This is a genomic window from Cryobacterium sp. Hh7 (assembly GCF_004403155.1).
GTDB classification, from domain to species: Bacteria; Actinomycetota; Actinomycetes; order Actinomycetales; family Microbacteriaceae; genus Cryobacterium; species Cryobacterium levicorallinum.
On sequence record NZ_SOHG01000061.1, the window covers coordinates 1 to 24,243 of the forward strand.

General features: G+C 65.2%; 20 protein-coding genes, 1 tRNA gene and 1 pseudogene. 10 read left to right on the forward strand and 12 right to left on the reverse strand.

The features are described from left to right. Positions 1–357 precede the first annotated feature (357 nt). Both E3T43_RS15550 and folP read right to left on the reverse strand, forming a co-directional pair. Complete coding sequence (locus tag E3T43_RS15550; protein ID WP_134473104.1) at positions 358–1,074, reverse strand: pyrimidine reductase family protein; 717 nt, start codon at positions 1,072–1,074, stop codon at positions 358–360. After that, the gene (gene folP, locus E3T43_RS15555) at positions 1,074–1,988 is read right to left on the reverse strand and encodes a dihydropteroate synthase (RefSeq protein ID WP_134473105.1); all 915 of its coding nucleotides are present in this window, start codon (positions 1,986–1,988) and stop codon (positions 1,074–1,076) included. Before folP ends, E3T43_RS15550 begins: the two co-directional genes overlap by 1 nt. A 143-nt stretch (positions 1,989–2,131) precedes the next feature. Between folP and E3T43_RS15560 the strand changes: the two genes are divergently transcribed. The 6 genes and pseudogenes from E3T43_RS15560 to E3T43_RS15585 all read left to right on the forward strand — a co-directional run bounded on the left by E3T43_RS15560 (position 2,132) and on the right by E3T43_RS15585 (position 10,436). Continuing rightward, positions 2,132–2,824, forward strand: a complete 693-nt coding sequence (locus E3T43_RS15560; RefSeq protein ID WP_092112483.1) for a response regulator transcription factor — start codon at positions 2,132–2,134, stop codon at positions 2,822–2,824. Positions 2,825–2,872: 48 nt separating this feature from the next. Then, a complete protein-coding gene (locus tag E3T43_RS15565; protein WP_134473106.1) occupies positions 2,873–4,600 on the forward strand; it encodes a HAMP domain-containing sensor histidine kinase in 1,728 nt (575 codons plus the stop codon). A gap of 130 nt (positions 4,601–4,730) precedes the next feature. Then, a complete protein-coding gene (locus E3T43_RS15570; protein WP_092451076.1) occupies positions 4,731–5,021 on the forward strand; it encodes a WXG100 family type VII secretion target in 291 nt (96 codons plus the stop codon). A 205-nt stretch (positions 5,022–5,226) separates the two neighbouring features. Then, a pseudogene (betT, locus tag E3T43_RS15575) lies at positions 5,227–7,363 on the forward strand (choline BCCT transporter BetT). Beyond that, positions 7,360–8,856 (forward strand): aldehyde dehydrogenase family protein, encoded by a 1,497-nt coding sequence (locus tag E3T43_RS15580; RefSeq protein WP_134473107.1) that lies wholly within the window; start codon positions 7,360–7,362, stop codon positions 8,854–8,856. The pseudogene betT and the gene E3T43_RS15580 overlap by 4 nt, the downstream one beginning before the upstream one ends. A gap of 8 nt (positions 8,857–8,864) precedes the next feature. Beyond that, positions 8,865–10,436 carry a GMC family oxidoreductase gene (locus E3T43_RS15585; RefSeq protein ID WP_134473108.1) on the forward strand — a complete coding sequence of 524 codons (1,572 nt, stop codon included), beginning with the start codon at positions 8,865–8,867 and terminating at the stop codon, positions 10,434–10,436. A gap of 137 nt (positions 10,437–10,573) precedes the next feature. Here the strand turns inward: E3T43_RS15585 and groL are convergent, their stop codons facing one another. From groL to E3T43_RS15610, 5 genes are all read right to left on the reverse strand, one after another. Continuing rightward, positions 10,574–12,202 carry a chaperonin GroEL gene (gene groL, locus E3T43_RS15590; protein WP_092451084.1) on the reverse strand — a complete coding sequence of 543 codons (1,629 nt, stop codon included), beginning with the start codon at positions 12,200–12,202 and terminating at the stop codon, positions 10,574–10,576. Between the two features lie 140 nt (positions 12,203–12,342). Continuing rightward, complete coding sequence (locus E3T43_RS15595; RefSeq protein ID WP_241979047.1) at positions 12,343–13,392, reverse strand: DUF3048 domain-containing protein; 1,050 nt, start codon at positions 13,390–13,392, stop codon at positions 12,343–12,345. Between the two features lie 65 nt (positions 13,393–13,457). After that, the gene (locus E3T43_RS15600; RefSeq protein ID WP_035834941.1) at positions 13,458–13,661 is read right to left on the reverse strand and encodes a cold-shock protein; all 204 of its coding nucleotides are present in this window, start codon (positions 13,659–13,661) and stop codon (positions 13,458–13,460) included. Between the two features lie 284 nt (positions 13,662–13,945). Continuing rightward, entirely contained in the window at positions 13,946–14,509 is a 564-nt protein-coding gene (locus E3T43_RS15605; RefSeq protein ID WP_134473110.1) for a LytR C-terminal domain-containing protein, read from the reverse strand. An 84-nt stretch (positions 14,510–14,593) separates the two neighbouring features. Further along, a complete protein-coding gene (locus tag E3T43_RS15610) occupies positions 14,594–14,866 on the reverse strand; it encodes a DUF3263 domain-containing protein (RefSeq protein ID WP_134443813.1) in 273 nt (90 codons plus the stop codon). Positions 14,867–15,047: 181 nt separating this feature from the next. Between E3T43_RS15610 and msrB the strand changes: the two genes are divergently transcribed. After that, a complete protein-coding gene (gene msrB / locus E3T43_RS15615) occupies positions 15,048–15,449 on the forward strand; it encodes a peptide-methionine (R)-S-oxide reductase MsrB (protein WP_134443814.1) in 402 nt (133 codons plus the stop codon). A 10-nt stretch (positions 15,450–15,459) separates the two neighbouring features. Beyond that, positions 15,460–16,101 (forward strand): nitroreductase family protein, encoded by a 642-nt coding sequence (locus tag E3T43_RS15620; protein WP_134473111.1) that lies wholly within the window; start codon positions 15,460–15,462, stop codon positions 16,099–16,101. 110 nt (positions 16,102–16,211) lie between these two features. Here E3T43_RS15620 and E3T43_RS15625 read toward each other — a convergent pair whose 3' ends face one another. The 4 genes from E3T43_RS15625 to E3T43_RS15640 form a co-directional block, all read right to left on the reverse strand. After that, positions 16,212–17,210, reverse strand: a complete 999-nt coding sequence (locus E3T43_RS15625) for a DMT family transporter (protein ID WP_241979037.1) — start codon at positions 17,208–17,210, stop codon at positions 16,212–16,214. Positions 17,211–17,377: 167 nt separating this feature from the next. Then, a complete protein-coding gene (locus E3T43_RS15630) occupies positions 17,378–18,973 on the reverse strand; it encodes an ABC-F family ATP-binding cassette domain-containing protein (protein ID WP_092451093.1) in 1,596 nt (531 codons plus the stop codon). Positions 18,974–19,107: 134 nt separating this feature from the next. Next, positions 19,108–19,180 (reverse strand) — tRNA-Thr (locus tag E3T43_RS15635). 107 nt (positions 19,181–19,287) lie between these two features. Continuing rightward, positions 19,288–20,202, reverse strand: coding sequence for a thioredoxin domain-containing protein (locus E3T43_RS15640; protein ID WP_092451095.1), 915 nt, complete (start codon positions 20,200–20,202; stop codon positions 19,288–19,290). Positions 20,203–20,419: 217 nt separating this feature from the next. On the opposite strand from E3T43_RS15640, the gene E3T43_RS15645 reads away from it, so the two are divergent. Further along, positions 20,420–21,517, forward strand: a complete 1,098-nt coding sequence (locus tag E3T43_RS15645) for an ABC transporter ATP-binding protein (RefSeq protein WP_092451097.1) — start codon at positions 20,420–20,422, stop codon at positions 21,515–21,517. 73 nt (positions 21,518–21,590) lie between these two features. Further along, positions 21,591–22,901: a DUF4032 domain-containing protein gene (locus E3T43_RS15650; protein ID WP_134473112.1), complete on the forward strand. Its 1,311-nt coding sequence runs from the start codon at positions 21,591–21,593 to the stop codon at positions 22,899–22,901. 148 nt (positions 22,902–23,049) lie between these two features. On the opposite strand, the gene E3T43_RS15655 is transcribed toward E3T43_RS15650, so the two are convergent. Then, the gene (locus E3T43_RS15655; protein WP_134473113.1) at positions 23,050–24,036 is read right to left on the reverse strand and encodes a type IV toxin-antitoxin system AbiEi family antitoxin domain-containing protein; all 987 of its coding nucleotides are present in this window, start codon (positions 24,034–24,036) and stop codon (positions 23,050–23,052) included. Between the last annotated feature and the right edge of the window lie 207 nt (positions 24,037–24,243).

Below are 24,243 nucleotides of genomic sequence, written 5' to 3' on the forward strand. Positions count from 1 at the left end.
CAAAAGTCACGCCACCACGCCGAAGAACGCCAGACCAGCACTGGAATTGACTTCAGCGCAATCTGGCGTTCCGGAAATAGCTAGGAAACTCCCGCTAGCTCCTCTCCCGCGCGTCTGATTACTTTCCGGGCCCGGGCCCGGAAAGCGGGCCCATGCTAGATCATGGGCCCGCTTTCGCAAGGTGGGCCCAGGCGGATGCCGACGCCGGGATCAGCGCATAATCCCGCCTAGCGCCACGGCCACCGACCCGTGAGTTTGCAGTGTCGACCCGTGAGTTTCGCTCGCCGAGCCGTGAGTTTCGCGGCGTTGAAACGTTTAATTCGCCCCAACACTCACGGCTCGGCAACGAGCGCGCGCTCAGGATCGGGCGTAGCGCAGAAAGAGCATGTCGCCAGCGCGCAGCACGTGCAGCAACTCCATAGCGCGGGTCACAGCACTAGCGCCAACGGCGATACGCCCAGCAGAGCCCCCCACCAGCACCGGGCTGAAACTCAGGCACAACTCGTCGACACAGTCCGCCGCGAGCAGGTCGCCGAACAGGTGCGGCCCCCCCTCGCACAGGATCTGCGGCAATCCGCGTTCGGCGAGCGCCGCCACCACGCGGTGCGGCTCGACTTCTTCGTCGCCGCACACGATCACGTCGGCCACCGCGGCGAGCGCGGCCCGCCGGTCTGACGGGGCGGCCGCGTGGGTCAGCACGATAGGGCGGGTCGCGGCTTCCCTGAAAAGCGGATGCCGCGGGTCGAGATCCAGACGCCCCGACACCACGGCCAGCGGAGGCTGGGCGGCCAGACCCGCCTGCGTGCGCCAGGCCGCGTCATCCACTGGTAAACGAATGCCGCCGTAGCCCTCGGCCCGAACGGTGCCGGCCCCGATGAGGATCACGTCGGTCAGTAGCCGCAGGGTGTCGAACACGAGTTTGTCGTCGGCGTTGTTCAGGCCGCCGCTCAGGCCGTCGATGGTTGCGGCGCCGTCGAGGCTCGCGATGAAGTTGACGCGCGTCCGCGGCGCCCCGCGGTCGGCCACCCGGTAGTGCTCGATCAGTTCCGCTCGTGGCGGCAGCTCGGCGCGCATCAGGTGAGGTTGTGACGCTCGTAGGCGGGCTGCCGAAGCCCGAGGATGGCCTCGGTCATGCGCACGGCATCGACCGCCGCGCGCACGTTGTGCATGCGCACGATCCGCGCCCCCTGCAGAATGCAGACCGTCATGGCGGCCAGCGACCCGTCGACCCGTTCGCCGCGCGGCCGATCGAGGCTCTCCCCGACGAAATCCTTATTGGAGACGGCCACCAGCGTCGGCAGGCCGAGCCCGGTAATCTCGCCGAGCCTCCGGGTGAGTTCGAGCGAGTGCTGCGTGGTCTTGTTGAGGTCATGGCCGGGGTCGATGATGATGCGGTCGGCCCGCACGCCCCGCCCGAGGGCTCGGTCGACGCGGGCGAGCAGAAACGCGCTGATCTCGCCGACAACATCGTCGTACTGCGGCGCAGGGTAGGGCATGCGCGGCGCCGCGAGGCTGTGGGTGATCACGAGGGTGGCATCGCTGTCGGCGACGACGTCGGCCATCGCCGGGTCGTGCACGCCGGTGGTGTCGTTGATCACGTGCGCGCCGGCGGCAATGCTCGCGGCTGCCACGGCCGGGTGGAAGGTGTCGACCGAGATGACCACGCCGGCGCCGCGCAGCGCCTCGACCACCGGAACGACCCGGTCGATCTCCTCCTCGATCGGCACGATTGGCCCGGGCGCAAACTTGGCGCCACCGATGTCGACCCAGTCTGCCCCGTCGGCAATGGCCTTCTGCGCCGCCAAAACGGATGCGTCGAGCGCGAACGTTGCACCCTGGTCGTAGAACGAGTCCGGCGTGCGATTGACGATCGCCATCACGGCCACCTCGCGATCGAAATCGAAGGTGCGGCCGCCGATCAACCGGCGCGGAGCATCCAGTTGAGGAAGCATCACTCCCGGAGCGGAGTTGATTCTCGTGCGTGTCATAACGGTCCTCACCATTGGAACAAATCGATTGTTCCATTCCATCATGTCGCCAACTCCTGCCGCGGAACGGATCGTCGGCCGTCGATCCCCGCACACGGACTTACTCTCAGCAAAGCTCCAGCTAACACGCAGATACTGGGGGCATGACTGACGGCCCCCGCATCCTTATCGTCGATGACGAACCCAATATCCGCGACCTACTCACCACCAGCCTCCGCTTCGCCGGCTTCGCCGTACGCGCAGTGGGCAACGGCGCGCAGGCTATCTCCGCCGTGCTCGAGGAGGAACCCGACCTCATCATTCTCGATGTCATGCTGCCCGACATGAACGGTTTCGGTGTCACCAAGCGCCTGCGTTCGGCCGGCTACACGGCCCCGATCCTGTTCCTGACGGCCAAGGACGACACCGAAGACAAGATCACCGGCCTCACCGTCGGCGGCGACGACTACGTGACCAAGCCGTTCAGCCTCGACGAGATCGTCGCCCGGATCAAGGCCATCCTGCGTCGCACCATGCACGCCGATGAAGATGCCGTCATTCGCGCCGGCGAACTCACCATGGATCAGGACACCCACGAGGTTCTCGTCGGCACCGAGGCCATCGAACTGAGCCCGACCGAGTTCAAGCTGCTGCGCTACCTCATGCTCAACCCCAACCGGGTTCTGTCGAAGGCGCAGATCCTCGATCACGTCTGGGAATACGACTTCAACGGTGACGCCGGAATCGTGGAGAGCTACATCTCCTACCTGCGCCGCAAGGTCGACGTGCACTCGAGCGAACCGCTCATTCAGACCAAGCGTGGCTTCGGCTACATGCTCAAGGCCGCCAAGGCGTAGTCACGGCGTTCGTTATACACAGCGAGCTTTCGTAGACTAAATCCTCTTATGCACGAAACCCTGTCCAGGCGGTGGAGCAGCATCTCCCTCCGTTCCAAGATCACCGGTGTCACGGTGTTGATGCTCACGCTCGGCCTGCTCGTTTCCGGCATCGGCACAATGGCCATGCTCAAGCAGTATGTGGTGACCCAGGTCGACACCCAGTTGCAGGTCGACACGCAGACCGCGCTCAGCGGTTACTCGTCGAGCGTGTTCTCGCAGGGTGACACCGAGGGCGTCGCTTCGGACTATTTCGTGGCCCTGTACGACCAGGACGGCGCGCTGATCACCCGCACCTGGCAGGAACGCGACCACGCCGAGCTGCCGGTTGTCGGCATGCCGCTCGACCTGAAACGGGTCTCGCAGCTTGACGGACAGATTCAAACTCTGTGGGACGCCGCCCACGACACCGAGTTTCACGCGATCATGGTTCCGGTCGTGATCAGCCCCACCGGCACCTACGGCACTCTCGTCATGGCCGTCTCGCTGCGGCCCACCGAGAACACCATGGCCACCTACCTCACGATCTTTCTGGGTTTCGGCGCCGGGGTCGTGCTGATCGGCGCCATGCTCACCCGCGTGCTCGTCACCACAACATTCGTGCCGTTGCGCGAGGCGGAGCAGACCGCGGCCGCGATCGCCGACGGTGACTTCAGCCAGCGTCTCGGCGGCGCAACGCCGAACACCGAGGTCGGACGTCTCAACCGCTCGCTCAACATCATGCTCAGCCGCATCGACCGGGCCTTCAAAGACCGCGCCCGCACCATTGACCAGATGCGCCGCTTCGTCGGCGACGCCAGCCACGAACTGCGCACCCCCCTGGTTTCGGTGCGCGGCTACGCCGAGCTGTACCGCATGGGTGCCCTGCAGACCCCCGAAGATGTTGCCCAGGCCATGGAACGCATCGAAAAAGAAGCCATTCGTATGGGCGGTCTAGTCGAGGATCTGCTCGAACTCGCCCGCCTCGACGAGACCAAGCCGCTCGCGCTCACCCCGGTCGACCTCGTTCCGCTGGCCCGCGACGCCGCCCTCGATGCCATGGCCAGCTCACCGGGCCGCCAGGTGACGGTGGTGACTCCCCCGCCCGTGGTTGCGTCACTCGAGGCTGACGCCGATCTGGACCACCACTTCGGTGACTCCGGCGAGATCGACAACGATGGAACGGAGAGCGTCACCACCGGCACGATTACCCGGCCGTCCGGAACGGGCACTCCGACCGGTGCTATTGCCTTCGCCGGCGCCACCCTGGCCCGGCTGCGCACCCGCAAACCGCGCCGCACAACCGCTGTGCTGCCCGATGCCGGCCTGACTGTGTTGCCCGTCGTGCCCCAGCTGCCGCCCGTGGTGATGGCCGAAGAGAACAAGATTCGCCAGGTCATCACCAACCTGATGGGCAATGCGATGCGGTTCACCGCCTCGGACAGCCCGATCGAACTCGAGGTCGCAGTCGACCCGCGCACCCTGCGGGCATCGATCGCCATCGTCGACCACGGCGAGGGAATCCCGCCGCAGATTCGGGAGAAGATCTTCCAGCGCTTCTGGCGCGCCGACTCCAGCCGCGCCCGCGAAACCGGTGGCAGCGGCCTCGGCCTCGCCATCGTCGCCGCCATCGTCGCCAGCCACAACGGCACCGTCGACGTCGTCGACACCCCCGGTGGCGGCGCCACCTTCCGGGTCTCGCTCCCCCTCGCCGGCACGCCGAGCGCGCCGCTGCACGCCCAGCCTGTCATTCCATAGCGGCCCTCCTGCACCGGCCGCGGCAGGCGGCATCCATTCACAAATTGACTGCCGGGCAGCGGATGCTGCACGCTCGCCTTCTACGCTCATGGTCACCAACATCCATGTTTGAGTAGCAGGAAGGCACACCATGACGAGCTTTCAGGTCGACAGCGATGCGGTGCAGAGCACCGCCAACACCGCACGCGGCACGATCGGTCGGGTGCAGGCCGATGTGGCCGAGCTCAACGCCCAGCTCACCAGCCTCGAAGGGTTCTGGACCGGCCAGGCGTCTGCCGCGTTCCAGGGGGCTTTCGCCGAGTGGCGCGGCATGCATCAGCAGCTGGAAGAGAGCCTGACCCTGCTCAACCAGGCGCTGAGCCTGGCCGGGCAGCAGTACGCCGAGACCGAGCAAGCCAACACCCGGCTGTTCGCGCGGTAGGCGATTCGTGGCCGGTCGGAGTGTGTTATCCCGCGCGGGATAGCACTACCGCACCCACCGCATCCCGAAAAAGCCCGGAAAGACGCGGATTTTCGGTTGCTAGAGTGACAGACGCGCTTACGCCGCCACCGCGGCCACTCGGACAGCCAGCCCGCGCACACGCGGCCGGCGCCACCCCGACATCACACCAAGCACCAAGGATGAGATGACTCTCTCTGCCCACACTCCCGCCACCGAACCATCGACCGGACCGCCTGGCCTCCCCCCGGAGAACAAAACCCGGGTGAACAAGACGGTCTTCTTCGGTTCAGCCTCCGGCATCATTGCCATCGCCCTCTGGGCGATCCTCGCCCCCCCGCAACGCGAGCGACGTCATTGCCGCCGTCGTCGGCTGGGTGTCGGTCAACCTCGGCTGGTATTACTTTCTGATCGTCACTGTCGTGCTGGTCTTCGTCATCGTCGTCGCGCTGTCCCGGGTCGGCAAGACCCGCCTCGGGCCAGACCACTCCAGGCCGCAGTTCAGCCTGTTCACCTGGACCGCCATGCTGTTCGCCGCCGGAATCGGCATCGACCTCATGTTCTTCTCGGTCTCCGAACCGGTCACCCAGTACCTCGCCCCGCCCACCGGTGACGGCAGCTCCGTTGAGGCCGCGCGCCAGGCCATGGTCTGGACCCTGTTCCACTACGGCCTCACCGGCTGGGCCCTCTACGCCCTCATGGGTCTGGCCCTCGGTTACTTCGCCTACCGGCAGAACCTGCCGCTGAGCATCCGTTCGGCGCTGTACCCGATCTTCGGCAAGAAGATCCACGGCCGGATCGGCGACGTGGTCGACATCGCCGCGATCCTCGGCACCATTTTCGGCATCGCCACGAGCCTCGGCATCGGCGTCGCCCAGCTCAACTACGGCCTCACTTTTATGTTCGGAACGCCGGAGACCCTGCTCGTGCAGGGCTCGCTCATCGCCCTGAGTGTGGTCATGGCCACGATCTCCGTCGTCTCCGGGGTCGAGAAGGGCATTCGTCGACTGTCCGAGCTGAACGTTCTGCTGAGCGTCGGCCTCATGCTGTTCATTCTGATTGCCGGCAACACGAGCTTTCTGCTCGACGCCATCGTCCTCAACATCGGTGACACCCTGAGCCGGTTCCCGGCCATGACCCTCGACACCTTCGCCTACGACCGCCCCGATGAATGGCTCAACTGGTGGACCCTGTTCTTCTGGGCCTGGTGGATCGCCTGGGCACCGTTCGTCGGGCTGTTCCTGGCCCGCATCAGCCGCGGCCGCACCATCCGCGAGTTCGTCGCCGGCACCATGATCGTGCCGTTCGCGTTCATCCTGATCTGGATCGCCGTGTTCGGCAACAGCGCCCTCGCCATCGTGATCGGCGGAGATGCCGGCTTCGGCGAGGTCGCCATGAATTCGCCGGAGCGTGCGTTCTATTCGCTGCTGGCCGAGTTCCCGTTCGCCCCGGCTACCGCCGCGATCGCGACCTTCACCGGACTGCTGTTCTATGTCACCAGCGCCGACTCCGGCGCCCTCGTCATGGCCAATTTCACCGCGCATCTCAAGGACTCCGAGTCCGACGGCCCGAAGTGGCTGCGCATCTTCTGGGCGGTGACCACCGGAGTGCTGACCATGGCGATGCTGCTGGTGGGCGGCATCCCGACCCTGCAAAATGCCACGATCATCATGGGGCTGCCCTTCTCCGCGGTGCTGCTGCTCGTCATGCTCGGGCTGTATCGGGCGCTTCGGTTGGAGCAATCGCTCACCGACAGTTACCGGGCCAGCCTGCCCGGCCTGTTGTCCGGTCGCAGCACCGACCCGGCCCGGGCGCGCAACTGGCGTCAGCGGCTGACCCGCGCCATGAGCTACCCTGGCCCACGTCAGGCCGAACGCTTCGTGTCGAGCGTGGCCCTGCCCGCCCTGCAGGAAGTGCGTGACGAGCTCGTGACGCAGGGTGCCGAGGTGACGCTATCGCAGGGCGTGGTCGATGGCCTGCAGATTCCGCACCTCGACCTCAACGTGTCGATGGGCGACGAGCGCGGTTTCAAATACCAGATCTACCCCGTGCAATTCGACACTCCGACCTATGCGGTGCGTTCGGCGAGCGCCAGCGGCAAGTATTACCGCATGGAGGTTTTCTCCCTCGAGGGCAGCCACGGCTACGACCTCATGGGCTACAGCAAGGAGCAGGTCATCACTGACGTGCTCGACCATTACGAAACCCACCTCGACTTTCTGCACCTGAACCGGGCAGAGCCGGGAAACACCGCCCTCGCCGAGGACCAGGTGGCTAAAGACAATTGGGAAGCCGATTTCGAATCGGACGAGGTCAAGCAATGAACACACCGATCAATACCGCGCCGCCGGCCACGCTGTTCATCAGCGGCGCCTGGGTACCAGCGAGCGACGCCGGCACCCGCGAGATCCACTGCCCGGCCGATCAGAGCCTGGTCGGCACGGTCAGCGAGGCGACCACAACGGATGTCCATGCTGCGATCCGCGCGGCCCGCACCGCCTTCGACAGCGGCCTGTGGAGCAGCGTTCCTGCGCCCGAGCGTGGTGATTTCCTGCTGCGCGTCGCCGCTGAACTGCGCGTGCGCCGGGCCGAGTTCGCCCGCGCCGAAACGCTCGACACCGGCAAGCGTCTGGTCGAGAGTGAAATCGATATGGACGACATCGCGAACTGCTTCGCCTACTTCGGCAAGATCGCCGGGCAGGACAGCGGACGCATCGTCGATGCCGCCGATGAAAACGTCGTCAGCCGCATCGTGCACGAGCCCGTCGGGGTCTGCGGGCTGATCGCGCCGTGGAACTACCCATTGCTGCAGGCCGCGTGGAAGATCGCCCCGGCCCTCGCCGCCGGTAACAGTTTCGTGCTCAAGCCGAGCGAGCTCACCCCGCACACCAGCATGCTCATGATGGTGCTGCTGGACGACCTCGGTCTGCCGGCCGGCGTCGCCAATCTCGTGCTCGGCGCTGGCGCTGTGGCCGGGGCCCCGCTCTCCAGCCACCCCGACGTCGACCTGGTCTCGTTCACCGGCGGTCTCGAGACCGGCCGGAAGATCGCAGCGGCCGCCGCCGGAACGGTCAAGAAGGTCGCCCTCGAACTCGGCGGCAAGAATCCCAACGTGATCTTCGCCGACGCCGACTTCGACGCCGCCGTGGACAACGCGCTGAACGGCGCGTTCGTGCACTCGGGGCAGGTCTGCTCGGCCGGCGCGCGCATCGTGGTGGAAGCATCCGTTGCCGAGAAGTTCGTCGACGAGCTCGTGCGCCGGGCCAACCAGATCCGTCTCGGCGGACCGTTTGACCCGGAAGCCGAAACCGGGCCGCTGATCAGCGCAGCGCACCGCGACAAGGTCACCGCCTACGTTGCGAAGGGCATCGCCGAGGGCGCCCGCCTGCGCTGCGGAGGAACCTGGGGCGCAGGCGACCTCGCGCAGGGCTTTTATTACACGCCGACCGTGCTCGACCAGGTTTCGAGCGGCATGTCCGTCGTGATCGACGAGGCTTTTGGCCCGGTCGTGACGATTGAAACCTTTGAGACCGAAGCCGAGGCCGTGCGCATCGCCAACGACACCGTCTACGGCCTGGCCGGAGCGGTCTGGACCCAGGACGCCGGCAAGGCCCAGCGCATGGCCAAGGCCTTGCGACACGGAACCGTCTGGATCAATGACTTTCACCCCTACCTGCCGCAGGCGGAGTGGGGCGGCTACGGCCAGTCCGGCGTTGGTCGCGAGCTCGGCCCGATGGGCCTCGGCGAGTACCAGGAAACGAAGCACATTTACCAGAACACCGCACCGGCCATCACCGGCTGGTTCGCCGCACGTTAGGACCACCGATGACCGTACTGACCCAGACCGACTTCGACTACATCGTGATCGGTGGTGGTTCCGCCGGGGCCGCTGTCGCCGCCCGGCTGAGCGAGGATCCTGCCCTTGAGGTGGCCCTCGTGGAGGCCGGTCCCGACGACCGTGGCATCGACGTCATCCTCCAGCTCGACCGCTGGATGGAGCTGCTGGAGAGCGGCTACGACTGGGACTACCCGATCGAGCCGCAGGAGCACGGCAACTCGTTCATGCGCCACGCCCGTGCCAAGGTGCTCGGCGGCTGTTCCAGCCACAACTCCTGCATCGCGTTCTGGGCCCCGGCCGAAGACCTGAACGACTGGGCGTTCAAGCACGGAGCCACCGGCTGGGACGCCGCCACCACCTTCCCGCTGTTCCAGCGTCTGGAAACCAACGAGGACCAGGCCCCGCACCACGGCCAGGACGGCCCCGTGCACCTGATGAACGTGCCGGCCACCGATCCGTGCGGCGTGGCTCTCCTCGACGCCTGCGAGCAGACCGGAATCCCGCGCACAACGTTCAACTCCGGTACGACCGTTGTGAACGGCGCGAATTTCTTCCAGATCAACCGGCAGGTGGACGGAACGCGCGCGTCGTCATCCGTTTCGTATATTCACCCGATTCGGGATCGCGCCAACTTCACTCTGCTCACCGGCATGCGAGCCCGCAAACTCACCTTCGACGGGAACAAGCGCTGCACCGGCGTACAGGTCGTCGATGCCAGCTTCGGCAAGACCCACCAGCTCACCGCGCGCGCCGAGGTCATCCTCTCGGCCGGCGCCATCGATTCGCCCAAGCTGCTCCTGCTCTCCGGCGTCGGTCCGGCCGAGCAGCTTGCCTCCTTTGGCATCGAGGTACTCGCGGACTCCCCCGGCGTCGGCGAGAACCTGCAGGACCACCCGGAGGGCGTGATTCAGTGGGAAGCGAAGCAGCCGATGTCCGAGACTTCCACCCAATGGTGGGAAGCCGGCATCTTCACGACGACCGAGGAGGGCCTCGACCGCCCCGACCTCATGTTCCACTACGGTTCGGTGCCCTTCGACATGCACACCGCCCGTCAGGGTTACCCGACGACGGAGAACGGGTTCTGCCTGACGCCGAACGTCACCCGGGCACGCTCCCGCGGTACGGTCAAGCTGCGCTCGAGCGACTACCGCGACAAGCCCATGGTGGATCCGCGCTACTTCACCGACCCACACGACATGCGCGTCATGGTCGCCGGCATCCGCAAGGCCCGGGAAATCGTGGCCCAGCCGGCCATGGCCGAGTGGGCCGGCGAGGAACTGTATCCGGGCGTCGCTGTGCAAACGGATGCCGAAATCACCTCGTACATCGAAAAGACCCACAACACGGTCTACCACCCGGCCGGGACCCTGCGAATGGGCGCCGTCGACGATGTGCTCGCGCCGCTCGATCCCGAGCTGCGGGTCAAGGGAGTTACCGGCCTGCGCGTCGCCGACGCGTCGGTCATGCCGGTTCTCGTCACCGTAAACCCGAACATCACCACGATGATGATCGGTGAGCGCTGCGCCGACCTGGTGAAGGCGGCCCGCAGCATCCGCTGACCTGCGCCGAGGTGTGCGTCCGGGCCCGATTTTTGCGAATAATGCGGTCAGCCTCACACCTCGGCGACGGAACATGAAAAAAGTGGGCGCCTCCCGAGGGAGACGCCCACTTTTGTGTGGTGCTAGCTGGCGGGGACTTAGAAGTCCATGCCACCCGAGGGGTCGCCGGCCGGAGCCGAGTTCTTCTCGGGCTTGTCGGCGACGACGGCCTCGGTGGTGAGGAACAGTCCGGCAATCGACGCGGCGTTGAGCAGCGCGGAGCGGGTGACCTTCACCGGGTCATTGATGCCGGCAGCGATCATGTCGACGTACTCGCCGGTGGCGGCGTTGAGGCCCCATCCGACGGGCAGGTTGCGTACCTTGTCGGCGACAACGCCGGGCTCCATGCCCGCGTTGAGTGCGATCTGCTTGAGCGGAGCGTCGATGGCGACGCGCACGATGTTCGCGCCCGTTGCCTCGTCGCCGACGAGAGCGAGAACTGCTTCGCTCTCGAATGCGGTCTTGCCAGCCTGGATCAGTGCAACGCCACCACCGGCGACGATGCCCTCTTCGACGGCAGCCTTGGCGTTACGCACTGCATCTTCGATGCGGTGCTTGCGCTCCTTGAGCTCAACCTCCGTTGCGGCTCCGGCCTTGATGACAGCAACGCCGCCAGCAAGCTTGGCGAGGCGCTCCTGGAGCTTCTCGCGGTCGTAGTCGCTGTCGGTGTTCTCGATCTCGGCGCGGATCTGCGAAACGCGACCGGCGATGGCTTCGACGTCGCCGGCACCCTCAACGATGGTGGTCTCGTCCTTGGTGATGACGACCTTGCGGGCGTTACCAAGCAGGTCGAGCGTGACGTTCTCGAGCTTGAGGCCGACCTCTTCCGAGATGACCTGTCCACCGGTGAGGATGGCGATGTCCTGCAGCTGAGCCTTGCGACGGTCTCCGAAGCCCGGAGCCTTGACGGCGACGGACTTGAAGATGCCACGGATCTTGTTCACAACGAGCGTGGCCAGGGCCTCGCCGTCGACGTCTTCCGCGATGATGAGGAGCTGCTTGCCGGTCTGGATGACCTTGTCCACGATGGGGAGCAGGTCCTTGATGTTGGAGACCTTGGAGTTGACGATCAGGATGTAGGGGTCTTCGAAGACCGCTTCCTGACGGTCAGGGTCGGTGACGAAGTACGCCGACAGGAAGCCCTTGTCGAAGCGCATGCCCTCGGTGAGCTCGAGTTCGGTGCCGAAGGTGTTCGACTCCTCTACGGTGACAACACCTTCCTTGCCGACCTTGTCGATGGCCTCGGCGATGATCGCGCCGATTTCGGTGTCGCCGGCAGAGATGGAAGCCGTGGCCGCGATCTCTTCCTTGGTTTCGATTTCCTTGGCGCTGGCGATGAGCTCGGCGATGACAGCTGCCGTGGCCTTCTCGATGCCGCGCTTGAGGCTGATCGGGTCGGCGCCGGCTGCGACGTTGCGCAGGCCTTCGCGAACCAGAGCCTGGGCGAGGACGGTTGCGGTGGTCGTTCCGTCGCCGGCTACGTCATCCGTCTTCTTGGCGACCTCTTTGACGAGCTCGGCACCGATCTTCTCGTACGGGTCGTCGAGCTCGATCTCCTTGGCGATGGACACACCGTCGTTGGTGATCGTGGGGGCGCCCCACTTCTTCTCCAGAACGACGTTGCGGCCGCGCGGGCCGAGGGTGACCTTGACGGTGTCGGCGAGAATATTCAGGCCGCGCTCAAGCCCACGACGGGCCTCTTCATTGAATGCAATGATTTTTGCCATATGTGTAACTCGTCCCTCCCGGACGTTCCAAACGATGATGGGGTTAGCACTCAGATGACGAGAGTGCTAGATCGATTCTGGCACTCTGGGGTCGAGAGTGCAAGCGAGCATCCGGGGTGATGCCGGGCTATCTGCAGCTGTCAGGGAACGAGATCGGCCGAGCCGGTGCCGTTGGGCACCAACTGGAACCAGGTATTGCCCGGTGCCAGCCGAATTGTCACTCCGTTGGCGTCGATGAGGCGGATCGGCGACGTCTGGGCATCCTTGCTCCAGGTGGCCGCGAGGGTCTTGCCGCCGGACGAGATTGACGCTTCACCGGAGGCGATCAACTCGGTCTTGGGGATACTGTCGGAGACGGTTACATCGACCCGCAGTACGACCACGTTGGTCGCCTTGAGCTGGGCCCCCTCGGGGGTCAGGTCGGGCGCGCCATCCTGAGCGCGCAGGTAGGCGGCCGCCTCGGCGTTCCAGGTCCAGCTGCGGGCGCTGGAGTTGGAGAACCTGGTGTTGATCACCGAAATCGGCGTACCGTCCGTGGCAGCGGATGCCGCGGCGAGGGTGGCCGCGTAGGCGTACTGCTGGGCGGGCGGGGCGACGGAGGCATTGCGGTTGACGAATTCCGACGCGGCGAGGATCACGTTGTGCGGGGCTGAAGTAGCGGAGGACCGCGAGAACAAGCCGCTCGTGTCGTAGTCGAAGATGGCGCTGATCTGGCCGGTCGCGTTCATCGCGTCGACGAATCGCTGCTGGCCGCCGGAGTAGGCGACCAGTCCACCGAAGGGGGCGATAATGTCGGGGTCCATCGGCCGGATCGACCGCACCGGTCCGAGCTGATCGGGAATGCTTGACTGCCAGACCGCAACATAGCGGGTGATGCCGCCCTCGACCAGTTCTTCGAACACGAGGTCGGTACGGTCAATGGCAACCTGCGGCCGGGCCGCAACGTGGTTGTCGATCTTGGCCGCCAGCGACGGGTGGGCCGACGAGCCGCCTTCGACGCTCAGCCCGGTTAGCGGTGCGATCTCGGTCGCCGCCGGGGCGACATAGTCAGAGGTCCAGGCCGTGCCGGTCGGTGTCGAGGAGGGGGCCGGGGCACTGCCGCTGCACGCGCTCAGGAGCAGTGCCGGCAGCACGAGGGCGAGCAGCCCCGCGGCCCGAAGCGGTCCAGCGGTGCGGGCCGTATTTTTCATAGTCACCGGTAAACACTAACGCCGCCCGTTGCAGCGGGCGGCGTTAGTGTGAAATGCGAGGCGGGTTAGGCCGGTCGAACCGATTCAGCCTGCGGGCCTTTCGCTCCGGCACCGACCTCGAAGACGACCTGCTGGCCTTCTTCGAGAACCTTGTACCCGCTCATGTCGATGGCGGAGTAGTGGACGAAGACGTCTTGGCCTCCCCCGTCGACAGTAATGAAGCCGAAACCCTTTTCAGCGTTGAACCACTTTACGGTTCCGTTCGCCATGTGTTACTCCTTGCTCAGTTTTCAACGGCAACCGCCCATTGGCTGTTCCGGGCCGTGCCGCAGAGACTGCGTTCATCCTGTGCGAGCAGCAAATCCCCGAGAGCAAGACGTCTGTTACAAGTTACCTACTGGTGCAAGTTTCCTTGGGCGAGCTTTCTTGATCCGGGCGGGTATTGCCCGAACAAAATGTGTGACCAAAACGCATGTTACTGAAATCGGAACAGAAGACTAGGGGCTTGACGAATCAAATCGTGGCCGCTAAGACCACGGCTTTCGTGTTTTGCTCAGTCAACCGGTGAAACATAGTCGTTGCCGACGACGACGGTCATACTGGCGCCGGAATCAACGAAATTGGTGGAGACCACGATCTGCGCTCCCGGAAGGGAAGCAGCGACGCCGCGGGCGGCGCCTTCCTGGCTCGCATCGGCGTAGTAGATCACCGTGGTCGCTTCCGTGTTCGTGCTGGCGTTCCCGGTGGCATTGACCACCCAGCCTGCAGCGGTGAGCGTGTCACTGACGGATGCTGCAACGCCGTCGTTCGCGGATCCGTTGAGCACGTTGATGGTCTGCGCCGGGTCGACGGTGGCAACGGCAGTGGGGACGGCGGTCGCTGTTGGCGTCGCGCTTGAGCTGCTCGCGGGCAGCCCGGGAATGTTGGAGAAGTCGAGGCGATTGTTGATTGCGAGGATGCCGACTGCACCGATGGCGATCAACAGCCCGGTGGCCCCCAGCGCCCACCAGAATCCGATCCAGCCGCGTCCTCTCTTGCCGGGGGCGCGATGGGCTCCCACCCGGTCGAGGGCATGCGTGTGGGTGTCGAAACGGTCTTTCGCAAATTTTTGCGCCATGGTGGTGGAATCCTTGGTTGGCCGGCCGGGCCGGAATCGAGCTGCAGCGCAAGGTTCCGTGCTGGCCGAAAAGCGGGTGGGTGCCTAGTCGCGGGTGGGCAGCGAGCGACTGGCGCGTGCCTCGGATCGGACGGAACGCATCCGCTGCAATCGTTTCACCAGCATGGGATCAAAAGCCAACGCCAACGGTGAGTCGACTAATGCGCTCAATAGTTGATAGTACCGGGCGGTCGACAGGCTGAAGGTGGCCCGGATGGCCTCCTCCTTGGCGCCGACGTGCCGCCACCATTGCCGTTCGAAGGCGAGCACGGCCTGGTCGCGTTCGCTCAACTGGGTTGTCGGGGCGTGCTCAGTCATTGCTGCATCCTTCCCCCGGTTGACTGTCTGTCAGGCTCATCCTATTTGCGGGCGGCTGGATGTTGCCTCCGGCACGCCCTGCCGCGGTGGGACACGCCGTGTGGAATGCGCGCGGGGCCAAGCGAGTTTAGGCTTAGTAGAAGCGGCCAGTGCCCGGTCGCCGGAACGAAGGGATCTGAACATGGACTACGAAATCAAGAAGTCAGACAGCGAATGGCGCTCCGAACTGGGCGCGGAGAAGTTTGCGGTGCTGCGCGAAGCCGGCACCGAACGCCCCGGCACCGGCGAGCTGCTCGACGAGGGTCGGGCTGGCCTCTACACCTGTGGCGCCTGCAACGCCGAGCTGTTTCAGAGTGGCACCAAGTTCGATTCCGGCTGCGGCTGGCCGAGCTTTTACGAGTCGGTTCGTCCCGAAGCGGTCGAACTGCTTGAGGACCGCTCCATGGGAAGCGTGCGCACCGAGGTGCGCTGCGCGAACTGTGGCTCGCACCTCGGCCACGTTTTTCCCGACGGTTTCGGCACTCCGACCGGCGACCGGTACTGCATGAATTCGCTATCGCTCAATTTCACGCCCGCTGAGTAGCGCGGTGTCGATGACGGGTGCGGTTGCCAGCTCGGCAGTGGCAGGTTCGGCCGGAGCGAATCCTGGTCTTCCCGGCCGGGACACGACCGGTTTCAGAACGGATACCGCGGCGGTCTTCAAAGCTGTCGCTGACCGGCGCAGTTATTCCAAGGTAACGACGCTCGCCCCCAGCCGGGCGGAGTTACTTCCGCTCGTGGCGGCGGCCGCGCGGGTGGCCGATCACGGCGCGTTGCGTCCGTGGCGGCTGCTCGAGCTGCGCGGCGACGCCCGCGACCGGCTCGGAGCGGCGTTTGTGGCAGCATCCGCTTGTGAAGGGCTCGAAGCGATCAAGCTGGCCGCCAAGCCGCTGCGCGCACCGCTGCTGATCGCGATCGTCGCGTCACGGCAGGTGAACTTCAAGGTGGCTGGCTGGGAACAGGATGCCGCGGCTGCGGGCGTCGCACACCTTCTCACGCTGCTGCTCGAAAACGCCGGCTGGGGGGCGATGTGGCGCACCGGGCCGTTGGTGCGATCAGCGCCGGTGCGAGCGTTGCATGGCCTTGCCGACGGGGAAGAGCTGCTTGGCTGGCTCTACGTTGGGGGAATTCCCGAGGAGTCGAAACCGTGCGTGCGGCTGTCGATTGATCCGGAGGAGTTTTTGGGGGTGCTGTAGCTCGGGGCCGTACGCTTCTTCCCCGGCCCACCTCGGAGCGCCGGCCCGTGATCTATCAGGGGCCCCTTTCCGGGCCCGGGCGGAAGGGACAGGACGTTCAAGGGCTGCGGTCAGGTGCGGGCGTGGCCGGGCCGGTGCCAGCGCACCGCGGCGATGACCACGGCGACGAGGGCGAGCGCGGTTCCGGCCACGGTCGTCACGCCGAGCGGATGCCCCTGAGTGGGCGCGAGCAGATCCAGCGCAAGGGCGCAGAGCAGCTGGCCGGCGACGATGCACAGGCCGAGCATGAGCACTCCGGTGGTACGCACGACGAGCGCGGCGCCGGCGATGAAGATGCAGCCGATGAGCCCGCCGGTATAGAGCCACGGGTTGCCCGGCAGATCGAGGGCGAAACCGACCAGCACACCGTGCACGAGCGCCGCGAGTACGAGCGCGACAGATCCGGTGAGAAAGTTCAGAAAAGTTGCCGTGAGCGCACTTTGCGCGGTGACCCGCACCTGACCGTTCACGGCCTGCTGCCAGCCCTGGCCGATACCCGCCACGAGGGGTAGCACGAGCAGCCAGAGCGCGTCGCTGCCGCCCAATTCGCCGCTCACCGTCCAGGCTACGGCGACCAGGGCGAGCACCGCGCCAACGATTTTGGACGCGTGCAGCGGTCGGCGCCCACCCGGACCGATGCCAAACCGGTCCATGAGTACACCACTCACGGTCTGACCGGCCACAACGGCGACAGTGAACAGGGCGATGCCGAGTGGCGCGGCGACAAGGCCCTGCGACAGTACGAACAGCGCGCCGGCCAGGCCGCCGAACAGGTGCCACCAGGACAGGGTTTTCGCTCGCACCGCGCGAGTGACGAGTTGCAGGCCGCGGCGCCCGCTTCGGAACACGACGAGGCCAAGGCTGAGAATGACCAGCCCGGAGCCGAAGGAGATGACGGCGGCAGTGAATCCGTCGCCGATTTGATGCCCGAGTTCGCCATTCACGCGCGATTGCACGGCATACATGGCCCCGATCAGCACCGAGAACAGAAGCGCCAGCCAAATCGGCACAGCAGATGCCGCTGGCGCGGCCGAAGCATCCGTTCGGGTCCGTGCGCTGTCCTCTGTCACTTGGCAATACTACGAGATGGGTGCGTGCGGGTTCTGCCCGGTGCTACCCAGTCGGGCTCCGATTCGCCCGGGGCCCACCTTAGGTCGCCGGGCCCATGATCTATCATGGGCCCAGTTTCCGGGCCCGGGCCCGGTTGAAAACAGCGCGCGGGGCGAGGCTTGGCGCGTCAGGCGGCGCGCACCTCGATTTCGCCGGGGGCTGCACCCTCGCTGCCGAAGACCAGGCGGCGGTTGGCGATCTTGTCGGTGAAGAAGCGATCGTGGCTGACCACCACGACGGCCCCGGGAAAGTGCACGAGGGCGCGTTCCATCACCTGGGTGCTCGACATGTCGAGGTGGTTGGTCGGCTCGTCGAGCAGCAGCACCGACGCTCCGGAGAGCAGGCATTGCGCCATGGCGACGCGGGCGCGCTGACCGCCCGAGAGAGCACCGATCTTCTGTTTGAGGTCGGCCTCGCTGAACTGGAACATGGTCAGAAAACGGTTGACCGACTTCTTGGTCGCGGTGAGGGCGAGGCTGCCGGGCATGGCGTTGACGGCATGACTGACGGTGTCGCTCTCGTCGAGTTCGGCGAGAATCTGGTTGTACGATACAACGCCGGCGCCGCTGGCCCAGGCGACGTCACCGTGGTCGGCGCTCTCCTCGCCGGTGAGCACCCGCAGCAGGGTCGTCTTTCCGCTGCCGTTACTGCCGAGCACGACAATGCGGTTGCCGCGGCGCACCTCGAAACTGAGGTTTTCGAACAGCACCTTGTCGCCGAAGCTTTTGGCCAGGCCGTCGACCCGGCAGAGGACGTCCTTGACGTGCAGGTTGCCGTAGATCTCGGTGATGATCTGGTCGACCGGGCGCGGTGTGCGCGACTTCTTGATGTGCGCCAGCTGATTGCCGAGCTGACGACTCTCGGCCTTGGCGGCCTCCCGACGGTCGGCAATCCCCTCGGCTTCGAAGGCGAGCAGCTCGGATTCGTGCACGAACTGTGCCTCGAGGGTCTTGAGGCGAAACTGCTTCTGCACGATGTACTCGCCGAAGTTGCCGGGGTACTCGTGCAGGTGAAAGTTCTCGACCTCGATGATGCGGGTGACGACAGCGTCGAGAAACTTACGGTCGTGCGAGACGACGATGGCAGCACCCTTGAAGCTCTTGAACCAGGCTTCGAGCCACTCAACCCCGGCCACGTCGAGGTAGTTGGTCGGCTCGTCGAGCAGCAGTACGTCGGGAGCTTCCAGCACGATCTTGGCCAGAGCAGCCCGGTTACGCCAGCCGCCGGAAAGCTCATCGATCGCGCAGACGCGGTGCGCCTCGTTGAATCCGAGGGTGGTCAGCGCGGTGTCGATGTGCCGCTTGTAGTCCCAGCCGTCCAGCCGATCCATCTCCTCGAACAGCTCACCCTGCCGCCCGATCAGCCGGTCGAGTTCGGCGCTGGCCGAGGAATCGAGGGCAATCGCCGCATCAATCGCGGCGAGCTCGGCCTCAACTGCCTTCACGGCCACGAACAGTTCGTCGAGCACCTCGGTTATGGTCTGTGCACCGTTGAGTTCGGAGAACTGGGAGAAATAGCCGACCCGAATGCCATCTTCGAGGGTGACCTCGCCGGCGTCTGGCGAGACCTGGTCGAGAATCAGCTTGAGAATGGTGGACTTGCCGGAGCCGTTCTTACCGATCAAGCCGACCCGGTCGCCGGGTTCGAGGCGAAAGAACGCCTCGCGCAGAATCTGCGTGTTCTCAAAGCGGATGCTGACATCGTTCAGCCGGATCAGGCTCATGTGTGTTTCCTCCCGGGGTTTCTGCAGCGGGCATCCGCTCGAAAAACCCCAGCCATCAGTGTACGTGGCGGCCCTGTGGGACCCTGGCGGCACAGAAAAACCCCTACATCCCAGTGGGGAGCAGGGGTTGAGAGGGCCGGCCACGGGACTTGAACCCGTAACCCCCACTTTACAAGAGTGGTGCGCTACCAATTGCGCCAGGCCGGCATGAGACCAGGGCCTCGAAAGACCATCCTAAATGATTCCCGGGCCTTTGCCGCCATCGGCCAGGCGAAGCGGATGCAACAGCGCGAGCAGCAGCATCCGCTTCATAGCTACCCGGCGGGTGTCGGGGTGGGGGTCGGCGTCGAGGTCGAGTAGGTCTCGCCGAGGGCCTGCTGCACGAAGGAGGCGAATTCCTTGGGGTCATCGAGCGAGCCGGTGTAGGGCTTGCCATTGACCAGAACGGTCGGGGTGCCGGTGATGGCCTTGATCGAGGAGTTGGCGATCGGACCGTCGAGGGATCGGTCGGTGGCGGCCTGAACCCAGGACTCGAAGGTTCCGTCGTCGATGCAGGTGTTAATGCTGGAGAGCGCGGTGCGTACTCCGGAATCCTTGACCACGGCCTTGAGCTCATCGTTGCTGCGGCCGGGCTTGTTTTCCTCGGGCTGGTCAACGAACAGCGCCGAGTTGAAGTCGAAGAAGTCATCGGGCGAGTAGTTGGCGACGCAGGCTGCAGCGTTGGCGGCTCGCAGGGAGTATTTGGTGCCGGCGGACTTGCTCTTGAGAATCGACACCGGGTGAATTTCGATGGTGGCGGCACCGGAGTCGACCCACTCGGCGATCTGCTCGGTATTGGCTGCTTCGAAGTCCGCACAGAACGGGCAGAGGTAGTCAAGGTAGACGCGAATGTTGGCGACGGCACCGGTGGGATCGGGTTCGGAGGGCCGAGCGGCGGCGTCGGGCTGCAGCGCCGGGGTGAGGGCCGTGATCATGCCTTCGCCGATGAGGACGCCATCGCTCGCCATGTTCCTGGGGCCGGGACCGGCCGGTTTGATGGAATTGACGATGATGACGGCAACGAGCACGACGATGGCGATGCCCGCGATGCCGATTCCGCCCTGTAGGAAGACCTTGTTGCGGCGGTCCTTCTTCTTCTGGCTGACGCGCAGCTGCTTGGCCTTGATGCGGGCCGCGTCACGGCGTCGGTTTTTTGAGGGACTGCTGTCGCTGGGTCCGCCAATAGTCATAAAGATCGCTTTCGAGGAGTGAGTGCGCGCGTTAGCGCACCTTTCGAATAGTAGATCCCCTGACTGGGAATCGACCAAACGGGGCGGGCGGGCGAAAACCGGCAGCGGGGCATCCGTCGTGCAATAATAAAAAGGTCGTGTGCTTCGGCGTGCGGCAGACAAATCCTATTCACAACGGATCGTCCGGCACGTTCCTGCCGGTGAAGGAGTAATAATCATGGCTTCAGTGACCTTTGACAAGGCAACTCGGCTCTACCCTGGTTCCACCAGGCCCGCTGTTGACCAGCTCGACCTGCAGGTCGCCGATGGCGAGTTCCTGGTTCTGGTCGGCCCGTCCGGCTGCGGAAAGTCCACCTCGCTGCGGATGCTCGCCGGCCTCGAAGAGGTCAACGACGGCAACATCCTCATCGGTGACCGCAACGTGACGGATGTTCCGCCGAAGGACCGCGACATCGCCATGGTCTTTCAGAACTACGCGCTGTACCCGCACATGACCGTCGCCGAGAACATGGGCTTCGCGCTCAAGATCGCCGGCATCAACAAGGACGAACGTGCCGCCCGCGTACTCGAGGCCGCCAAGCTGCTCGACCTGGAGCCCTACCTCAGCCGCAAGCCGAAGGCCCTCTCCGGTGGTCAGCGTCAGCGCGTTGCTATGGGTCGCGCGATCGTGCGTCAGCCGCAGGTGTTCCTGATGGATGAGCCGCTCTCCAACCTTGACGCCAAGCTGCGCGTGCAGACGCGTACCCAGATCGCCTCGTTGCAGCGCCGACTCGGCGTCACGACCGTCTACGTGACCCACGACCAGACCGAGGCGCTCACCATGGGCGACCGGATTGCTGTACTCAAGGACGGCATCCTGCAGCAGGTAGGTTCGCCCCGCGACCTGTACGCGAAGCCGCAGAACGTCTTCGTGGCCGGCTTCATCGGCAGCCCCGCGATGAACCTGTTCCTCGCGGACACCGTCGACGGCGGCATCAAGTTCGGCACCGCGACCGTTCCCGTGCAGCGCGACACCCTGGCCAGCTCCACCGGCAAGAAGGTCACCGTGGGAATCCGTCCGGAAGACATCCAGATGTCGTCGACCGCCGGCGAGGGCCTGCAGATCGAGGTCGACCTGGTCGAAGAGCTCGGCGCCGACGGCTACCTCTACGGTCACTCCACGATCGAGGGCAAGCGCACCGACATTGTCGCTCGCGTCGACGGCCGCTCGCACCCGAACGCCGGCGAGACGGTGTACCTCACGGCTACCCCGAACCACCTGCACGTGTTCGACGCTGAAACCGGCCTGCGCCTCGGCGGCGCCGTCACCGACTAGTCAGCTTTTCGAGTATTTTGGCTTTCGGCTGGAGGGAGTTCGCTCCCTCCAGCCTTTTTCTTAGGGTCACACTATGAGCGGTTCCCTCAATATCACCGCGGCCACGGCCGACCCGGCGCTGCTCGACCTGCCGTGGCATCTGCCCCTGGACGCCTGGCCGAACGAGAACATCGCCTCGCTGCCCAAGGGCATTTCCCGGCACCTGGTGCGGTTCGCTCACCTGAGCGGGCGGGTGGTCGCCATCAAGGAGACCACGAGCGAGATGGCCAAGCGCGAGTACGACATGCTGCGCACCCTGGCCAACCTCGAGATTCCCTGTGTCGAGCCGGTCGCCGTCATCACCAATAGAACGGATGCCGACCTCGACCCCCTGAATTCGGTTCTGGTCACCCGGCACCTCAAGTTCTCACTCCCCTACCGCGCCCTGTATTCACACGCGCTGCGCCCGGATACTGCCACCCGGCTGGTCGACGCCCTCGCCGTTCTGCTGGTGCGGCTGCACATGATCGGATTCTTCTGGGGCGACGTGTCCCTCTCGAACACCCTGTTTCGGCGCGATGCCGGTGCCTTCGCGGCCTATCTCGTCGACGCCGAGACCGGACAGTTGTATTCCGGTGGGCTGTCGAACGGCCAGCGCGAGAACGATTTGGAAATCGCCCGGGTGAACATTGCCGGCGAATTGATGGACCTCGAAGCCGGCGGCCGCGTCGCCGACGAACTCGACCCGATCCGGGTCAGCAACGGCATCGTTGCGGCCTACCGGCTGCTTTGGAAGGAGCTCACCGGCTCCGAGTCGTTCTCCAGTTCCGAACGGTGGCGCATCACCGAACGCGTCGAGCGCCTCAATAACCTCGGCTTCGACATCGAGGAACTCGCGATCAAGACCGATGGGACCGGTTCGCGCGTGCGGATTCAGCCCAAGGTTGTCGACGCCGGCCACCATCAGCGTCGCCTGCTGCGCCTGACCGGCCTCGATGCCGAAGAGAACCAGGCTCGTCGGCTGCTCAACGACCTCGACTCCTACCGCGCTGCGTATGGTTCGCCGGCCGCCGACGAGGAAATGGTCGCGCACGAGTGGCTCGTGCGCGTGTTCGAGCCGGTGGTGCGGGCGATACCCGTGGAGATGCAGGGCAAGCTCGAGCGGGCGCAGGTGTTCCACCAGCTGCTCGATCACCGCTGGTACATGGCGCAGAACCAGTCGCGGGACATTCCGCTCGCCGAGGCCGTGACCTCGTATGTGCAGGATGTGCTGCGGCACCGGCGCGACGAGGCAACCGTGATGGACCCGCTGACTGGCGCAATCACGCTGCCGATCCGCACGCAGCTCGGCGACGATACCACGGTCGACCCCGATGACGCCGACGACTGGACCCTCAAGGTCTAGCTCCCTCCTCTTCTTCGACCGGGCCCGGGCCCGGAAACGGGGCCCATGATAGATCATGGGCCCCGTTCCGTAAGGTGGGCCTGGAGCACCAGAACACCACTCTGACGCCAAGGTCGGATCGTGAGGCGGCGGGCATCCGCTTTGCTGATTAGGCTCGGGGAACGTCGTGCTCGGTCAGGAATTCGTGAAACAGGCGGGGCGAGTAGGCCGTGTCCCAGTCCCACCGATCGAAGCTGCTGACGCCAGGTCGCAGCAGGTTCTCGCGATCCTTTTCAACGATGACAACTTCTGAGGGATGACGGTCCCCCAGAATGGCGCCCCGGGTGTACTCAATTTTGCCGTCGAACTCGCCGATCTTGCGCACACCGCGCCAGAAGAAGTCGACCCAATACTCGCGCCCCTTCACCACAAAACGCACCTGAAGGTCGGGAATCTCGAAGCCCAACTCGGCCATGCGAACGCGACTGAGGGACTCGCCCGGGTTAGCTGAGAGCGGATTCGCGAATTCAATTGCGCGGCGCGCCTGGGCGCCTCCGTTCCGCGGATGCACACTGGTGAGTTCGGCATACAGAGCGTCTTTGGTGAGGGCCGGGGGACCAAGGGTTCCATGCTGGCGTTCCGTCTCCGCGCGCTCCTGCTCCACTCGTAGGGCGTGGTCCATCATCGTGACGCCGACGAGAAAAGTCGAATTGGCTGCCACGTCGATGAGGGTGCGGGGAAGGCTGGTGGCGGCGCATCCGTTCACCGTGACTGTTTCGGGCTCGACCACGCTGCGATGACTCGTGGTGAATCGGGCACTGCTCCCGCCAGCGGTGTCATTGTTGATTGCGTGCACGACCTGCGGCCACGGGCCGATGATGGGCAGGCCATGCAGCACCGCCGCCGAATGATGCGAGAGGAGCAGCGGCTGCTCGGCCGCGAGGACGGTGGCACGTACGAAGAGTCGATATCGGTCCTCGCTGTGGCCGGAGCGCCAGGCCGTCCCCAGGGCGTAAATTCCACGACGGATGCGCACCAGCTGCCCATTCGCAAGGAGTGCGCGCACGGCATGGGTGGTGAGTCCCGACGCGAGCAGGGATTCGGCAAGGATGAGGCCCTCGTTGCGGGCATTTGGTAGATCCAGGCTGTCAAGCATGGCTACTTTTTACCGGGTACGGGTCTCGAGCGTCGAAAAGTTGGCGGACTTGTGGGAACTGGATGGCGGCATCCGCTGTGGAGGAGAGCCGCGGGCCGCCGCGGAGCGCACGCCGGCCTCGCCCCGCTTGCCCGGCCGGGCCCACCTTACGGAACCGGGCCCATGTTCTATCATGGGCCCCGTTCCCGGGCCCGGGCCCCGTCGCAA

What these genes read in the sequence shown, in the direction of transcription:
- E3T43_RS15565 (WP_134473106.1), top strand. Translation starts at nt 2,873, where the DNA reads ATGCACGAAACCCTGTCCAGGCGGTGGAGCAGCATCTCCCTCCGTTCC.
- E3T43_RS15620 (WP_134473111.1), top strand. Translation starts at nt 15,460, where the DNA reads ATGACGGGTGCGGTTGCCAGCTCGGCAGTGGCAGGTTCGGCCGGAGCG.
- E3T43_RS15580 (WP_134473107.1), top strand. Translation starts at nt 7,360, where the DNA reads ATGAACACACCGATCAATACCGCGCCGCCGGCCACGCTGTTCATCAGC.
- E3T43_RS15570 (WP_092451076.1), top strand. Translation starts at nt 4,731, where the DNA reads ATGACGAGCTTTCAGGTCGACAGCGATGCGGTGCAGAGCACCGCCAAC.
- E3T43_RS15605 (WP_134473110.1), bottom strand. Translation starts at nt 14,509, where the DNA reads ATGGCGCAAAAATTTGCGAAAGACCGTTTCGACACCCACACGCATGCC.
- E3T43_RS15595 (WP_241979047.1), bottom strand. Translation starts at nt 13,392, where the DNA reads ATGAAAAATACGGCCCGCACCGCTGGACCGCTTCGGGCCGCGGGGCTG.
- msrB (WP_134443814.1), top strand. Translation starts at nt 15,048, where the DNA reads ATGGACTACGAAATCAAGAAGTCAGACAGCGAATGGCGCTCCGAACTG.
- E3T43_RS15640 (WP_092451095.1), bottom strand. Translation starts at nt 20,202, where the DNA reads ATGACTATTGGCGGACCCAGCGACAGCAGTCCCTCAAAAAACCGACGC.
- E3T43_RS15600 (WP_035834941.1), bottom strand. Translation starts at nt 13,661, where the DNA reads ATGGCGAACGGAACCGTAAAGTGGTTCAACGCTGAAAAGGGTTTCGGC.
- E3T43_RS15560 (WP_092112483.1), top strand. Translation starts at nt 2,132, where the DNA reads ATGACTGACGGCCCCCGCATCCTTATCGTCGATGACGAACCCAATATC.
- E3T43_RS15650 (WP_134473112.1), top strand. Translation starts at nt 21,591, where the DNA reads ATGAGCGGTTCCCTCAATATCACCGCGGCCACGGCCGACCCGGCGCTG.
- E3T43_RS15630 (WP_092451093.1), bottom strand. Translation starts at nt 18,973, where the DNA reads ATGAGCCTGATCCGGCTGAACGATGTCAGCATCCGCTTTGAGAACACG.
- E3T43_RS15645 (WP_092451097.1), top strand. Translation starts at nt 20,420, where the DNA reads ATGGCTTCAGTGACCTTTGACAAGGCAACTCGGCTCTACCCTGGTTCC.
- groL (WP_092451084.1), bottom strand. Translation starts at nt 12,202, where the DNA reads ATGGCAAAAATCATTGCATTCAATGAAGAGGCCCGTCGTGGGCTTGAG.
- E3T43_RS15550 (WP_134473104.1), bottom strand. Translation starts at nt 1,074, where the DNA reads ATGCGCGCCGAGCTGCCGCCACGAGCGGAACTGATCGAGCACTACCGG.
- E3T43_RS15585 (WP_134473108.1), top strand. Translation starts at nt 8,865, where the DNA reads ATGACCGTACTGACCCAGACCGACTTCGACTACATCGTGATCGGTGGT.
- folP (WP_134473105.1), bottom strand. Translation starts at nt 1,988, where the DNA reads ATGACACGCACGAGAATCAACTCCGCTCCGGGAGTGATGCTTCCTCAA.
- E3T43_RS15655 (WP_134473113.1), bottom strand. Translation starts at nt 24,036, where the DNA reads ATGCTTGACAGCCTGGATCTACCAAATGCCCGCAACGAGGGCCTCATC.
- E3T43_RS15610 (WP_134443813.1), bottom strand. Translation starts at nt 14,866, where the DNA reads ATGACTGAGCACGCCCCGACAACCCAGTTGAGCGAACGCGACCAGGCC.